This is a genomic window from Salinimicrobium xinjiangense DSM 19287 (assembly GCF_000423585.1).
GTDB lineage: Bacteria > Bacteroidota > Bacteroidia > Flavobacteriales > Flavobacteriaceae > Salinimicrobium > Salinimicrobium xinjiangense.
Genome location: NZ_AUIG01000020.1, coordinates 68,654 through 83,024, shown reverse-complemented (window position 1 = coordinate 83,024; position 14,371 = coordinate 68,654). Strand labels below are relative to the sequence as shown.

Sequence of the window (14,371 nt, the reverse complement as noted above, 5' to 3'; positions counted from 1 at the left end):
TCTTATTTAAAACCACAGATATGAAAACGGTTGTTATTACGGGCACAAGTAAGGGAATAGGCCTGGAAACGGCTCTGGCCTTTGGCAGGGAAGGTTATAGGGTCTTCGCTACTATGCGGGAGCCCGATTGTGCAGAGGCTTTAAAAGAACAAATTGAAAAGGAGGCTTTAGATATAAGTATCTGCAGAATGGATGTAGATTCAGATGAGTCCGTACAGCAAGGCTTTGACGAAATTTGGAGGGAGCTGGATCATATTGATGTGCTGGTTAACAATGCCGGGATCGAAGTTCATGGTTCGGTAGAGGAAACCGATATCTGGAAATTCAAAGTCGTCATGGAAACAAATTACTTTGGCTGCTTAAGGTGTATTAAAGCTGTCTTGCCAAAAATGCGCGAAAGGGGTAGTGGATGTATCATTAATGTAGCCTCAGTAGCGGGCAGGATTGCCAATTCCCCTTTGGGACCTTACAATGCGACCAAATTTGCTTTGGAAGCGATAAGCGAGGCCCTGGCCCAGGAAGTAAAACCCTATAACATTCGGGTAGCGATAGTGGAACCGGGAATTATTGATACCAAAATGGCCCGCAACATCATAAGGTCAGGGGGTTCTCTTTATCCACAGGTGAACCGCTTCGGCGGACTTTTTGCGGCTTCGCTAAGGAATCCTACTGAAGCCTCTATAGTAGCAGAAAACATTCTTGAGATCGCGAACAGCAACAGCTGGCAGCTACGTTATCCGGTAGGTCCCGATGCCACACCTTTCCTGGAATGGCGTGCATCCATGACAGATGAGGAGTGGATCTCCTTTAATGCAGCTAAGGATAAAGATTGGTATGATGCAGTAGAAAATCTTTTCGGCCTTACCGCTCGTCCTGAAGTTTCGAAAGTAAAACCCCGAAAGAGAAAAATCCATAAAGAGGAAACTACGGGCAATAGTTGAATGAGCAAACAAACGACCGGAATCATTTAAAAAATATCAGAATGAAAACAATGACTTGCAGACAATTGGGTGGTGCGTGTGAAGAAGAATTTCATGCCGGCACTTTTGAAGACATGGCTTCCCAAAGTAAAGAACACGGGATGGAAATGATAAGAAAAGGTGATGAAGCACATATACGGGCTATGAATGACCTGCAATCCCGAATGTCCTCTCCCGAAATGATGAATGCCTGGTTTGAAGGCCGAAGAAGGGAGTTTGAGAAGCTTCCGAAAGATGAGTAGTAGAAATCCAAAGCTGTCAACAAACATCAGCTAATTCTCTCTCTGTTTCCGATCTCTTTCCCCTTTTTAAATCGATTATTAATTAAACTAAAATAAATATTATGAAGAAGATTTGTACAGCAGTTCTCTGCATGGTATTGGGATTAAGCGGCTTATCATGTTCTAAAGAGAATCACGAAAATCCAGATCTGTTACAATTGGATCTAAAAGTGAAGGTGGTAAATGAACCAGGTATTGTGATTTATGAACCTGATCTATATCCCGAAGGACTTGATTATGACAAAAGAGACAACAGGTTCCTTATCTCCTCCATTACCAGAGGTGATGTGGGACAGGTGATAGATGGTGAATATTCCGTGTGGGTAACTAACCCAGACTTTGTCTCTACTATTGGTCTGCATGTGGATCAAAGCGGGAAGAGAGTGCTAATTACCAATTCGAACATTGACGGAAGTTTGGCGGCACTTGCGGCTTACGATCTTTCGGGAGAATTTATATTTTATACAGAACTCCACCCTCTAAGACCAGGCGGACATTTCGCTAACGATGTTACAGTAGATCATAAAGGCAACGCCTATGTGACCGACAGCTATGCAGGTATTCTCTACAAGCTGAATCCGCAGGGAGAGGCAGAGATCTTTCTCGAAGACCCTGCTCTTGCTCCTGCTCCCGGGGCTTTCGGACTTAACGGAATTGACTACGATCCCCGTGGATTTCTCCTGGTTGGAAAGGCAGACGGGAATATTCTGATAAAAGTGCCTTTAGATGACCCCCATGCATGGTCTCAGATAAATGTTGACGCACCTCTTTTTTCTCCTGATGGATTGTATCTAAAAAATCCGAATGAACTTCTGGTGGTAAGCAATGACTTTGGTGGAGAAAATTCCAGAGTTCAAACCTTTAGAACAAAAGATAAATGGGAGACAGCGACTTTAGTGGAGGAAATCCTGACTCCAAATGAGTTTACTACCACTATTACGATGAGGAAGAATTCACCTTACGTCCTGGTTGCACATCTTGATGTCCTCCTTGCCGGTGGTTCAACCGATGCTTTTACGATTTTAAAGGCAGAATAGGTTTTTAAAACCTGGAATTTTAAGGCGCAAAGGCTAAAAACCTTTGCGCTTTTATTGTTATGCTTTCAATTAATCCAAGTCCGGAGAAAGATTATCTTAGTAGGAATCTTTTACCAGTTCCGAAATTTGAAAATTATTCTCAATAAAAATAAGAATTACATTTTTACCTACAGGAGGCTTAGAAGAGCGATAGGTTATCTTGGATTGGCTCTTCCGGTTTTACTGATAGGTTTATCATTTATTCCCTTTTTTAAAACTGCAGTGCAGCCATCTATCAGTGATTATTACTACACCAATTTACGGGACATCTTCACCGGCACTTTGGCTGCTGTGGGTTTATTTATGATAAGTTATAAAGGTCATGACAATCCTTCGATCCTAAAGAACGATCAGTTACTTACCAACATAGCCGGAATCATGGCAGTGGGGGTGGCTTTAATTCCCGTTACTCCCGGAGGAGCGTCCCGATATGTACTTACGCTCATTCCTTATCAGATTTCCTGGTTGGGCTGGCTTCATTACGGTTTTGCTGCTTTGCTCTTCGGAATTTTCGCACTTTTAGCCATAAATGTATTCACCATCGGACAAAATGAAGCTGAAGATATTCCGACAAGCAGGTTAAATGAAAACAATATCTACAGGTTTTGTGGTAGTGCAATTCTCGTTCTTATCATCCTGATCCCGATCTCAGAAAATTTTAGACTGTTCAGATATTCCACCCTGATTTTAGAAGCTCTTGCACTTTTCTTCTTCGGAACCGCCTGGTTAATTAAAGGTCGGGCGCTGGGTGATGAAGGCAAAATAGGGGAGAAGCTTTACCGGGAACGCAATTGATCAATAAACAATTAGCAATTAACAATGAACAAAACGATTTGAGGATTTGAGAATTTGAAGATTTGAAGATGAAAAAAGAAATTCCAATGTTCAAGCACCAAATTCCAGGCATTTACCCGCCGAAGCTTGTGCGAAGGAGGGCCAAATTCCAAGCACCAAATTCCAATTAAAGATGAACAATAAAAATGAATGGGTTGTCATTTCGACAGAGCATTTTCTTTTGGTAAAAAGAGAATGCGACGAGAAATCTCATCCTGATTACAACTATCAATAAACAATTATCAATTATCAGGGGAGATAAGAGTGCGAGTGAATAGGTCTGAGTGATTAGAGAACATTCGTGTATTCATGGCTTTAAACAATGATCAATAAACAATGAGCAATTATCAGGAGAGATTAGAGTGCGAGTGAGCTCATTTGAGTGGATATAAAAATATCCCTGCATCTGTGGCTTCAACTAATGATCAATTAGCAATTATCAGGGAGAGATAAGAGTGCGAGTGTACGTCTGAGTGATTAGAGAAAAATTCGTGAATTCGTGGCCCTTTTCAATCTTCAATAAACCAATTCCACTGTGTGATCTGCGAAAATCTCCGGGATCTGCGGGAAATAAAGGAAGAGCTATTCCTTTAATATTTTGTATCTTTTCTTTAAGATCCCTGGCTTAAAAATGAAATCTAATTTGATCACTTTCTTCTCCATCCTTCTAATTCTGTACCTGCTTATCTGCACTCTGCTGTACTTCTTCCAGGAAAAAATGATCTTTTATCCGCAGACACTGGCAGAGGATTTCGAGTTCCAAAATTTCCGAAATTTCGAAGAACGCTATATTGAAATGCAGGATGGAAAAAAACTCCACTCCCTGTTATTCAAAGCAGAAGATCCCAAAGGGATTGTGTTTTATCTGCATGGAAACGCCGGATCGCTTGAAGGCTGGGGAAGTGTCGCCGAAACATTTAGAGCACATAACTATGATGTATTTATTCCCGATTACAGGGGCTATGGTAAAAGTGAGGGCAGTATAGAAAGTGAAGCTCAACTACATGAGGATATACAGGCACTTTATGATGAATTAAAAAATGAGTATCCCGAAGAGGAGATCATAGTGCTGGGGCATTCCATTGGTTCGGGTTCGGCTGCAAAGCTGGCTGCAGAGAATAAACCAAAGCTATTGATCCTGCAGGCACCGCCTTATTCGTTGCCAGACCTTGCAAAAAAGATGTTTCCGCTGAATCTTTTTCCCTCCTTTCTTATCAGGTACAAACTTGAAACGGGTAAATACGTAAAGCAAACAGATGCACCGGTGGTGGTGCTCCATGGAAGTGAGGATGAGATCGTTTACTACGGCTCTTCCTTGAAAATTAAAGAACATCTTAAACCGCAGGATACTTTGATCACCCTCGAAGGGCTGGGGCATAATAATTTTTTGGATACCGGAATTTACAGAAAGGAGATAGAAAGTATTTTGAGGAGGTATTAAGAAGGCTTTTTCCCACCACCGTGAACTTTAAAATTGGTAATTCTAATAAATTATTTTCCTGGAAAAGAATCTCGATCGCTCCGCTTTCAGAGCCTGGAGCCAAGACTTCTATATAAAATCCTGGAAAGCATTTGGAAAAAATGCCTTCTTGGAATATTATCCAAATTTCCAAAGAATTAAAAAACTACCCACCTCAATTAGATCAATCGTATTTTTAACTTCGTATTTTTAACTTCGTACTTCTAAGCTCGTACTTCTAAAATCGTACTTCCAATCTCGCACTTCTAACCTCGTACTTCTAAAATCGTACTTCAGAAAGGTAATTTCTGCAGATCCACATTTCCGCCGGAGATAATAATCCCCACTTTTTTATCTTTAAATTTTTCTTTCTCTCTCAGCACTGCAGCAAGTGCCGTGGCACTGGAAGGTTCCACCACGATCTTCATGCGTTCCCATATGAGCTTTAGGGCAGCAACGATTTCCTTTTCCTCCACCCTGATAATTTCAGAGACTAGTTCCTGGATGATCGGAAAATTCTTGTCACCGAGTTGAGTTTTAAGTCCGTCGGCGAGGGTATTGGCCGATTCATTTTCTTCAATCTTTCCGCTTTGCAGGGAACGGTAAGCATCATCGGCTTCGAAGGGTTCGGCACCTATAGTTTTACAGTTCTTTCCGAAGTGATGTGCAGCAAGAGCAGTCCCGGCAATGAGTCCGCCGCCGCCAACCGGAGTGACAATCAGTTCGAGATCGGGCTGTTCCTGCAGCAGCTCGATAGCTGCGGTACCCTGCCCGTAGATTACATCCATATCGTTGGAGGGATGTATGAATGTTGACCCTGTTTCATTCATGATCTTTTCTGCCGCCTTCTCTCTTTCATCCAAAGTGGGAGAACATTCCGTGATCTTTCCGCCGTAACCTTTTACCGCCTCTTTCTTTACCTGCGGTGCAGTTGATGGCATTACAATATAAGCCGGCACATCGATGCTTTTGGCCGATAAGGAGAGGGCCTGGGCAAAATTACCCGAAGAATGTGTAACCACCCCTTTTTCCTGTTGCTCTTTAGTAAGATTTAATATCGCGTTAGTGGCTCCACGCATTTTAAAAGCTCCCATGCGCTGAAAATTTTCGCATTTAAAGAACAAATTAGCTCCAGATAATTCATTTAGAAGCCTGGAAGTGATGACAGGAGTGTGGTGAATATAAGGTTTAATACGTTCGTGAACAGTAGAAAATTCTTGTTTGGTGATCATGAAAATCTTCGGATTTAAAGAATAACAATATAAAACAACCTACAGATCATTTGCAAGAGAGCCGGAGAAATAGCAAAAAAAGGCAATTTTCAAATTTTTATTTTACATTGCTGTAGGTTTCTGCTGCTACTCCAGAAAGTTGTTGAAATCACAGATATTTTGTTTCAGGCAAGAACCCGGAATATGAAAAACAGTTTATTTACCTACCTGATCACCAGTCTGGTCTTTATGCTTGCAGCAGGAACAGCCACTGCCCAGCAGGATTACAATCTTACCGGCGGAAATGGCACTCCCGAAATGGTCAATCTGGGACTGAGAATGAGGGTGGATCAAAAACAATACGGGCTAAGCATAGGAACTAATCTGGCGTATAAAAATCAAAATTTTAATATTTCCGCAGATTACTATTATCATTTTGCCGGGAATTCGGGATATACCTCTTTGAGACCCTGGTTCATAAAATCCGGTCTGACTTTTCTGAGCAGCGAAGGTGAATGGGAAAAACGAACCAATCTCCTTCTCGTCCCGAGGTTGGGAAGGGAATTCAATCTTACTTCTGAGTTCGGAGTGGCATTGGAAGTGGGATTGATGCTCATGCTCATGGATCAAAATAAAGCGAAAAAAACAAGAACAGATGAAGTTACAGGCGACCTTGATGTCATAGGTTCAGACGTCCTCCAGCCCTCCGCCGGATTGAAAATCTTCTACAGGCTATTCTGACTTTTTTATTCTACAGAAAGAGGTGTCCAAAATGGCTTTTTTAAAGGTCCTTAAATGAATTCTGTTAAAGGGTAAATCCCCGGAAATTCTGATAACAATTTATTTTAGGAATCTCGAAAAACCCAGAAGTGCAGCATCCAGTTCTTCATTTAGGATCGAAGACGGGGGTGCCGTTGGAAATTAAGATATGCAGAGTTCCAAAGTTCTATTCCTCAGCAGAAAAAAAAGTCAGAAATGAGCTACTGAAAGTTGCTGTATTAGTTCTTATCTTTCCTGGTCTTTTAAAAGCCTTTTCAAGTTTTTATTATGTCCGTAGAGGACCATGATATCAAATTTATGAAGTATAGTTTTTGCAGAGGCTACTCCCTGTACAGTCGATACATCCCGGTCTGTACCAATTTCATTCTTTTCTCTTGTGATCTTGATGGTGGTAAGTACAATGATATCATACTTCCGCTTTAATCCTATATCTTCCAGTGTGCGGCCATCGAATTCGGCCGGAACTTCAGTTTCGATAATGCTGTAATCCCGGTTTACCTCAAAAGAATCTACTACCCCGTGTAAGTTTAGCTTCTTAGCCCATCTTTCTGCTGTTTCCTCTTCGGGGTGAATGATCTCATCCACGCCCATTGCTTCCAATACCATTTCCTGAAGGGGTGAAACCGCCCGACTGATAAGCCTTTTCACATTGAGCTGCTTCATTAGAGCCGTGGACATAATATTGGCCCCCTTGTCTTCTCCTATTCCCACAATAACAACATCAGTATCCTTTAAGGGCAGACTTGATACGGCAGTAATATCTGTGGAATCAAGATTGACAGCATGTGTGATTTTGTCCTTTATAGCTTCGACCTTGCTCATATTCATGTCTACACCAATGACCTCATTGCCCATCTTTGTCAACTTTTCCGAAAGAGAGGCTCCAAAATTTCCAAGACCAATAATTATATATTTCATACTCTTAATTCATTAGGATTTCTTCCTGTGGATATTTATAGTTTAGATACTTCACTCTTCTCAGAAGGGCAATTAATATGGTTAGCATACTTACTCTACCAATAAACATAGTGGCAATGATCACTATTTTTGAAGCTGAACTCAGCTCGGCTGTTATTCCAAGGCTGAGACCTACTGTGCTATAGGCAGAGAAACTTTCAAAGGCTATACTAAGTAGGGTCTTTTCCTCATCAAAAGAAGCGATCAAAAATATGGAAGTGCCTATTACCATTAGGGACAGCGCCATAAAAGCAAAGGCCCTTCTTATGGAAAGATCTGAAATTTCCCTTCTAAAAATTTCTACCCGATCCTTGCCACGTGCCAGGCTTAAAAAGTTGAGAGTTGTCAAAGCAAAAGTACTGGTTTTGATCCCACCTCCCGTAGAACCCGGAGATGCCCCAATCCACATAAGTATGAACACGATCATAATGGTTGAGAAATTTAAGGCACTTGTATCAATAGAGTTGAAGCCGGCTGTTCTTGGAGTTGCTGCTCCAAACAGTGAAACTACTATTTTTCCAAACCAGGAATGCTCCTCCAGAGTGTTATTATATTCAAAAAAATAGAATAGAACTGTTCCTGACAGGAGCAGGATCGAGGTTGTCACAAGAACAATTCTGGTATTTAAATTAATGACCCAGGGAGTATAAACCGAATAGGTAGGGTGTTGAAACTTTGCATATTGGTTCTTAAAGTAATACGCAAAATATTTGTACAGGTTGAAGAGAATGGGAAAACCAATCCCTCCCAGTATAAATAACGCAAGAATGATAAGTTGAAGAGAGTAATTGAACTTAAATTCCGGTTCGTAAAGACTGTTTTCCAGAGTAGAAAAACCCGCATTACAAAATCCTGATATACTATGAAAAACAGAAAAGAATACCTGGTCAATGAAACCCTGCACAGTCCCTTCCTCTAAACTCAGGAAAATAAAAACTGCTCCTACAGCCTCTATGGAAAAAGTGAGAAGGACGATCTTCTTTAGCACATCAAATACCTCTCCTATCTTTTCGGAATTTGTCATATCCTTCAGCATAATTTGATGCTCATAGGAGCTTTTTCCGCGGAAGAAATAGGAGAAATAACTGGCAAAGGTCATTATTCCCAAACCACCCAATTGAATAAGTATTAAAATAACTGTTTGGCCCAGCGTGGTAAAATATGTTCCTGTATCCACTACAATAAGCCCGGTCACACATACAGCACTGGTCGCCGTAAAAAGAGCGTCTACGGCCGAAATTCCCTCATAAGTGGCTCGGGGAAGCATCAAAAGGAGAGTTCCCATCACGATAAGCCCCAGAAAACTTGCAATAAACAGTTGTGCAGGATTGAGCAGCTCCCGGTTATAATGCAAACGGCGGGCAGAAAATTCACGGATAAAGTAAATTAACAAAGCCAGATATAACCACCCCATATTATTCAAAAAGCTCAAAAACGGGAAGGTTTGTAAAAGAAGATCTAGTTTTATTAGTACGAGAAAAATATTTAACAAAAAGATGGCACCATCAAAAAAACGAACCTTCAGGGGAAATTTATTCCGGGATACAACATATCTCACGAGTATTGTAATACTTCCTGTGAGCAAAGCAATCAGGTAGAAATCGGTTAGGTAAAGTTCTGTTTCAGATCTGTGAGTGAAACCCAGATCGAACACTATAAGACATACCGTTAGGAGGCTCAGCCAAAATGAGAAATTCTTTAAGGTTTGTAGCCTCCTGTTAATTCTTTCCCGTTTTTTCTTATCGGCTATGTTCAACAGATTAAATATTAAAGTTGGCCTGTGCGGGAGCAATGATCAAGTAAAATCACCAATGCTACAATTAAGACACCAATGATTATAGCAGGCCTTTTAAGATGGGAAAAATCACCTCCTCTTTGTCCGTCTGTTTTATTTTTTCTCGGCATAATAATAGATACGCAAAGATACCGGGGAAGACATAAGCAGAGTATAAAAAAAAATTTAAGGGTATAAAGATTTTATAAAGATTATAAAAATCTGTAGCCAACTCCGCTTTCTGTAATGAAATGTGCAGGATGATTTGGATCTTTTTCCAATTTTTTCCTTAGCTGTGCAATAAAGACCCTTAAATATTGAGTTTCTGATTGGGCGCTCAAACCCCATATATTCTTAAGAAGGTACTGGTGGGTCAAAACCCTTCCCTGATTCCGGGCTAGAAGAACGAGAAGATTATATTCAGTAGATGTAAGCTTAACAATTACACTCTCTCTATACACGGTACGGGAAGTAAGATCGATCTCAATGTCATCTGAAAGAATTTTTTGCTGTAATTCCACACTTTGATTTAGGCGTATCGAGGAGCGAATTCTCGCCAGAAGTTCTCCGGTTCTAAAAGGTTTTGAAAGGTAATCTGTAGCACCATTATCAAGTGCTCTCACAATGTCTTCTTCAGAATCGATTACCGAAAGGATGATTATTGATTTTTCGAACCAGTTGCGCAATTCCTCTAATACCTTGTGGCCGCTCATATCCGGAAGTTGGAGATCGAGAATAATTAGTTCCGGAGTATAGTTTGCTGCCAGATGAATTCCTTCGGTTCCATTTGAAGCTTGAACTACCTTATAATCATTGCTCTCCAGGACGATCTTGAGCAATTTCCTTATTTGCGGTTCGTCATCAATAACGAGAATTTCTCCTTTATTCATCTTCTGTATTAATTAAAGTAGCCTTTTCTGCAGGTATTTCAATAGAAAATTTCGCTCCACCTGAAGGTATATTTTTTAAACTAATAGTGCCATTATGGGCTTTAACAAAACCTTTTGATATTGAAAGGCCTAGCCCCGTCCCTCCTGTCACCGAATTGGGCAGCCGGTAAAATTTGTCGAAAACCTGATCTATTTTATCTTCAGGAAAACCCGGACCCGTGTCCTTTATTTCTATTCTAAAGCCGGCTTGTGTCATTCCTGTAGTTATGATTATTGTGGTACCCTCCGGAGTATATTCATGAGCATTGTGAAGAATGTTGTTAATTGCCTGCTCAAGAAGGGTTCCATCAACTCTGAATAGAGGAAAGACTTCTAAAGCAGAGAATATTACCCGATGGGAGGAGCTCTTGTTATTTTTAATAACCGTATGGATTATTTCTTGTATGTCGTACCAATCAAGTTGTAGTTTAAGAAAATCAGATTCCAGACGACTCATGCTGAGCAGATTGTTAACCTGCCTGTGTAGACGGTTTCCTGCAAGTTCTAACTCGTCGTACAATTCTTTTTTATTGACTTCCAAAATATTTTCAGAGCTCATCTTTAAAGTGTCCACAGCACCTATGATCGTGGAAATGGGAGTTTTAAGTTCGTGCGAAAGGGAGTTAAGCAGCGTATTATAAAGGTGGAGTGTATTTTCCCGTTCTTTACGTTGTCGTGCCACTGCTTCCAATTTTCTAAGTCGGGAAGTAAAGACAGCATTAATCACCGCGATCACAAAGTACATCAAAAAAAGTAGAGCATCCTGCGGAGTAGTAATATTGAAGGTTGCCTTAGGTTGAATGAACATAAAATTCCACATTAAAGCACTCAGTATTGCAACAGTAACAATAGGTAAAGTGTTGAGGAACATAGCAAGGATGGAAACAGCGAGAAGCAGAACGAGGGCCACAACGTGATAACCTATTATATCACTAAAAAGAAAGCAGATGAAGGAAATAATTAAAATACTGCCAATTCCTACAAAGTACTGCAGCCATAAATTGCTTTCGATCTTTTTAATTAATTTCACGTAAGGACTTTTTTAATAGCAATAGTACCTAATAAACAAAAAGATGAAGAAATTCCTCCATCCTCCTACAGCGCATCAGCTTTAATTTCGACAGGTAGTGCAATTTAAGCAAAAGTCGAAAAAGACCTCGTTGACTATACGTTCCATTTCAGCAAAAGATGCAAAGTGGAATGTTTCTGCGATTATTCAAAGATTAAGAATAGAAGCCGGCCTGGAAATGATAGTTTCAGCTGGACGATCATTTGAAGAGGTGCTGCAAAGTTCTTCAAAAGATGCCGATCTGGTTTTACTGGGGCTGGCTACACCAGGTAAGAATTTTATGGAATACTATAAAAATATGCAGCAACTTATTGCCCCATTGCCTACGACGGTATTGGTTCTTGCAGCAGATGATGTTTCTTTTCGGGAGGTCCTGTTTCAGGAAGATGTCTTTTCCGCAGATTAGAAATTCGCACTAGTCCTAGAGGAGCGTTCTATGCCTGAAGTTTCAGGAGAGTTTTTTTGATCCGAACACTAAAGCCATGAGAACATTTCGGGATTTAAAAAGCCTTTTATTATCTTACGCACCCTAAAATCCCTTTTATCCATGATAAAACAGTTACCGATGTACGGACTGCTATTAGCGGTTGGCGTTAGTTGCCAAACCAATAAGGCAGTACCGGCACAAACAAGTCAGGCCCCCGCTCAAAAGAAGTCTCAGGATGACATTAAGCCTTATCGCGAGGTGATCCCTGCCTCAGCAAAGAGTGATGAAGGTCTTTTCACGACCCATTTTGTGGGAGATAAGCTGTATTTTGAAGTTCCCCTCAATATGCTGGAAAAAGACATGCTACTAGTAAGCAGGATCGCCGGAGTGCCTGCGGGTTATGGCGGCGGTTATGTCAATGCAGGTTCAAAGGCCAATGAGCAGGTAGTGCGTTGGTCAAGAAGAGGTAATCACATTGATATGAGAGTAATTAACTTCGAGAACGAAAGCGAGGAAGGTTCACCTATCTATCAATCGGTCGCCGCGAATAATTTCTTTCCTATTCTATTCAGTTCAAAAATTGCAGCTTATAACGAGGATAAAACTTCCGCAGTAATTGAAGTGAGTGATCTTTTTAAGGAGGAAGTAGCTGCTATTAATGGGGTTTCGCCCGATCTACGGAAGCGGTATAAAGTAAAGAAGCTGGATAAATCCCGCTCCTATATCACTTCTGCCAATGCTTTTCCCGAAAATATCGAGGTGAAGCATGTGATGACCTATGAAGCCGAAGAGCCGCCCGAAAGAGATCAGGCCGGTACCATTACCATGATGATGAACCAGAGTATGATCCTTCTTCCGGAGGAGAAGATGCAGTCGCGCCTGGCCGATCATCGCGTAGGTTGGTTCACCACCAGAAAATTTAATTATGATTCCGATGAGCTCAAGAGTGATGACTACAGGATCATCAACCGCTGGAAACTGGTTCCAAAAGACATTGAAGCCTACAAACGCGGAGAACTGGTAGAGCCGGTAAAGCCTATAGTCTGGTACATTGATCCTGCCACGCCCGAAAAATGGAGACCTTACTTCAGGCAGGGAATTGAAGACTGGAATGTGGCTTTTGAGGCTGCCGGATTTAAAAATGCTGTCATCGCCAAAGATCCTCCAACTAAAGAGGAAGATCCCGATTTTAGCCCCGAAGATGTTCGGTATTCGGTAGTGCGTTATGTCGCCAGCACTACGCGGAATGCAATGGGACCTTCGGTGACCGATCCACGCACCGGGGAGATCATCGAGAGTGATATCATCTGGTATCACAACCACCTGCGCTCGTACAGAAACCGTTACATGATCGAAGCAGGCGCGCAGCTTGAGTCTGCCCGTACACTTAATACTCCCGAAGCAGAGATAGGGGAGATGATGCGCATGGTGATCGCCCACGAGGTAGGTCATGCCCTTGGTTTGCCTCACAATATGAAAGCCAGTGCGGCTTATCCTACAGATTCGCTTCGTTCAAAGGAATTTACGCGGCAATACGGGCTGACGCCTTCTATTATGGATTACGCGCGGGTCAATTACGTGGCTCAGCCGGGAGACGAAGGTGTACGCTACATCAGGATGATGGGACCTTATGACCTTTACGCGATCAACTGGGGGTACAGGTATATTCCTGAAGCCGATAGTCCTGAAGAAGAAAAGCCCATTTTGAGTCAGTGGATCAAAGAAAAAGAAGGAGATCCCTGGTATGAATTCGGAAGTGGTTATGGCGGAATTGATCCGCAGTCGCAAAGAGAAAGTCTTGGTGACGATCAAATTAAAGCCAGTGAATATGGACTGGCCAACCTGAAAAAGGTGGTTCCGAATTTGATTGCCTGGACTTCAAAAGATAATACAGATTATTCGGAATTATCTGAAGTCTATCGCGAACTCACCGGAATGTGGAGAGGTTACGTTTCTCATGTGGTAGCAAATGTTGGTGGCGTGTATGAAACTCGAAAGACTGCCGATCAGGAAGGAACAGTTTATACCCATGTGCCCGAAGAAAAACAAAAGGCTGCAGTGACATTTTTGAATAAGCATGCTTTCTCTACGCCAACCTGGCTGCTGGACCGGGAGCTGCTTCAAAGAATTGAGCCTACAGGTGCTATTGAAAGGGTGCAAAGCCTGCAGAGCCGTGCACTTAATGATCTGCTGGATGATGACCGCCTGCAGCGCATGATCACTAATGAGCAGGTGAATGGCAACAAAGCCTACACTGCAGTAGAGATGATGAACGATCTTAGAAAAGGCATTTTTGAAGAGCTTTACAAATCTCAGAAGGTGGATGCATACCGAAGAAACATTCAGCGTTCTTATGTGGATGCCGCCGCGAAATATGTTCAGAACCTGAAGAAAGAAGGCAACAACAAAGTTACTTCGACAGATATCATCGCGCTAATGCGTGGAGATCTCGAGCAGCTAAGAAGAGATCTTAAATCAAGAAGAAACAGAACAAATGATCAGTTGAGCGTTTACCATTGGAATGATCTTATTGCAAGGATAGATCAGGCCCTGGATGTGAATGCATGACGGGTAGCCACGCTATAGCGCGGCTC

General features: G+C 41.7%; 13 protein-coding genes. 8 read left to right on the top strand and 5 right to left on the bottom strand.

Features of this window, described 5'->3' with window-relative positions; translation table 11 throughout:
• Nucleotides 1-20: 20 nt before the first annotated feature.
• From G564_RS18885 to G564_RS0108240, 5 genes are all read left to right on the top strand, one after another.
• Entirely contained in the window at nt 21-941 is a 921-nt protein-coding gene (locus tag G564_RS18885; RefSeq protein ID WP_084625609.1) for an SDR family oxidoreductase, read from the top strand.
• 41 nt (nt 942-982) lie between these two features.
• Nucleotides 983-1,222 (top strand): hypothetical protein, encoded by a 240-nt coding sequence (locus G564_RS0108255; protein WP_029037251.1) that lies wholly within the window; start codon nt 983-985, stop codon nt 1,220-1,222.
• 101 nt (nt 1,223-1,323) lie between these two features.
• On the top strand, nt 1,324-2,298 hold the full coding sequence (locus G564_RS0108250; RefSeq protein ID WP_037373711.1) for a hypothetical protein: 975 nt from the start codon (nt 1,324-1,326) through the stop codon (nt 2,296-2,298).
• Between the two features lie 126 nt (nt 2,299-2,424).
• Nucleotides 2,425-3,132: a hypothetical protein gene (locus G564_RS0108245; protein ID WP_029037249.1), complete on the top strand. Its 708-nt coding sequence runs from the start codon at nt 2,425-2,427 to the stop codon at nt 3,130-3,132.
• A gap of 670 nt (nt 3,133-3,802) precedes the next feature.
• On the top strand, nt 3,803-4,612 hold the full coding sequence (locus tag G564_RS0108240) for an alpha/beta hydrolase (protein ID WP_029037248.1): 810 nt from the start codon (nt 3,803-3,805) through the stop codon (nt 4,610-4,612).
• A 311-nt stretch (nt 4,613-4,923) separates the two neighbouring features.
• On the opposite strand, the gene G564_RS0108235 is transcribed toward G564_RS0108240, so the two are convergent.
• A complete protein-coding gene (locus tag G564_RS0108235; RefSeq protein WP_037373708.1) occupies nt 4,924-5,862 on the bottom strand; it encodes a pyridoxal-phosphate dependent enzyme in 939 nt (312 codons plus the stop codon).
• A gap of 183 nt (nt 5,863-6,045) precedes the next feature.
• On the opposite strand from G564_RS0108235, the gene G564_RS0108230 reads away from it, so the two are divergent.
• Nucleotides 6,046-6,582 (top strand): hypothetical protein, encoded by a 537-nt coding sequence (locus G564_RS0108230; RefSeq protein WP_029037246.1) that lies wholly within the window; start codon nt 6,046-6,048, stop codon nt 6,580-6,582.
• Between the two features lie 264 nt (nt 6,583-6,846).
• On the opposite strand, the gene G564_RS0108225 is transcribed toward G564_RS0108230, so the two are convergent.
• The 4 genes from G564_RS0108225 to G564_RS0108210 all read right to left on the bottom strand — a co-directional run bounded on the left by G564_RS0108225 (nt 6,847) and on the right by G564_RS0108210 (nt 11,311).
• Nucleotides 6,847-7,539, bottom strand: a complete 693-nt coding sequence (locus G564_RS0108225; protein WP_029037245.1) for a potassium channel family protein — start codon at nt 7,537-7,539, stop codon at nt 6,847-6,849.
• Nucleotides 7,540-7,543: 4 nt separating this feature from the next.
• Nucleotides 7,544-8,992 carry a TrkH family potassium uptake protein gene (locus G564_RS0108220; RefSeq protein ID WP_245583675.1) on the bottom strand — a complete coding sequence of 483 codons (1,449 nt, stop codon included), beginning with the start codon at nt 8,990-8,992 and terminating at the stop codon, nt 7,544-7,546.
• 572 nt (nt 8,993-9,564) lie between these two features.
• A complete protein-coding gene (locus G564_RS0108215) occupies nt 9,565-10,242 on the bottom strand; it encodes a response regulator (protein WP_029037243.1) in 678 nt (225 codons plus the stop codon).
• A complete protein-coding gene (locus G564_RS0108210; protein WP_245583674.1) occupies nt 10,235-11,311 on the bottom strand; it encodes a sensor histidine kinase in 1,077 nt (358 codons plus the stop codon). Before G564_RS0108210 ends, G564_RS0108215 begins: the two co-directional genes overlap by 8 nt.
• 130 nt (nt 11,312-11,441) lie before the next feature.
• Between G564_RS0108210 and G564_RS0108205 the strand changes: the two genes are divergently transcribed.
• Both G564_RS0108205 and G564_RS0108200 read left to right on the top strand, forming a co-directional pair.
• The gene (locus G564_RS0108205; RefSeq protein ID WP_029037241.1) at nt 11,442-11,756 is read left to right on the top strand and encodes a response regulator transcription factor; all 315 of its coding nucleotides are present in this window, start codon (nt 11,442-11,444) and stop codon (nt 11,754-11,756) included.
• A 141-nt stretch (nt 11,757-11,897) separates the two neighbouring features.
• Nucleotides 11,898-14,345 carry a zinc-dependent metalloprotease gene (locus G564_RS0108200; RefSeq protein WP_029037240.1) on the top strand — a complete coding sequence of 816 codons (2,448 nt, stop codon included), beginning with the start codon at nt 11,898-11,900 and terminating at the stop codon, nt 14,343-14,345.
• The last annotated feature ends 26 nt before the right edge of the window (nt 14,346-14,371 follow it).

What these genes read in the sequence shown, in the direction of transcription:
- G564_RS18885 (WP_084625609.1), top strand. Translation starts at nt 21, where the DNA reads ATGAAAACGGTTGTTATTACGGGCACAAGTAAGGGAATAGGCCTGGAA.
- G564_RS0108255 (WP_029037251.1), top strand. Translation starts at nt 983, where the DNA reads ATGAAAACAATGACTTGCAGACAATTGGGTGGTGCGTGTGAAGAAGAA.
- G564_RS0108250 (WP_037373711.1), top strand. Translation starts at nt 1,324, where the DNA reads ATGAAGAAGATTTGTACAGCAGTTCTCTGCATGGTATTGGGATTAAGC.
- G564_RS0108240 (WP_029037248.1), top strand. Translation starts at nt 3,803, where the DNA reads ATGAAATCTAATTTGATCACTTTCTTCTCCATCCTTCTAATTCTGTAC.
- G564_RS0108235 (WP_037373708.1), bottom strand. Translation starts at nt 5,862, where the DNA reads ATGATCACCAAACAAGAATTTTCTACTGTTCACGAACGTATTAAACCT.
- G564_RS0108230 (WP_029037246.1), top strand. Translation starts at nt 6,046, where the DNA reads ATGAAAAACAGTTTATTTACCTACCTGATCACCAGTCTGGTCTTTATG.
- G564_RS0108225 (WP_029037245.1), bottom strand. Translation starts at nt 7,539, where the DNA reads ATGAAATATATAATTATTGGTCTTGGAAATTTTGGAGCCTCTCTTTCG.
- G564_RS0108220 (WP_245583675.1), bottom strand. Translation starts at nt 8,992, where the DNA reads ATGGGGTGGTTATATCTGGCTTTGTTAATTTACTTTATCCGTGAATTT.
- G564_RS0108215 (WP_029037243.1), bottom strand. Translation starts at nt 10,242, where the DNA reads ATGAATAAAGGAGAAATTCTCGTTATTGATGACGAACCGCAAATAAGG.
- G564_RS0108200 (WP_029037240.1), top strand. Translation starts at nt 11,898, where the DNA reads ATGATAAAACAGTTACCGATGTACGGACTGCTATTAGCGGTTGGCGTT.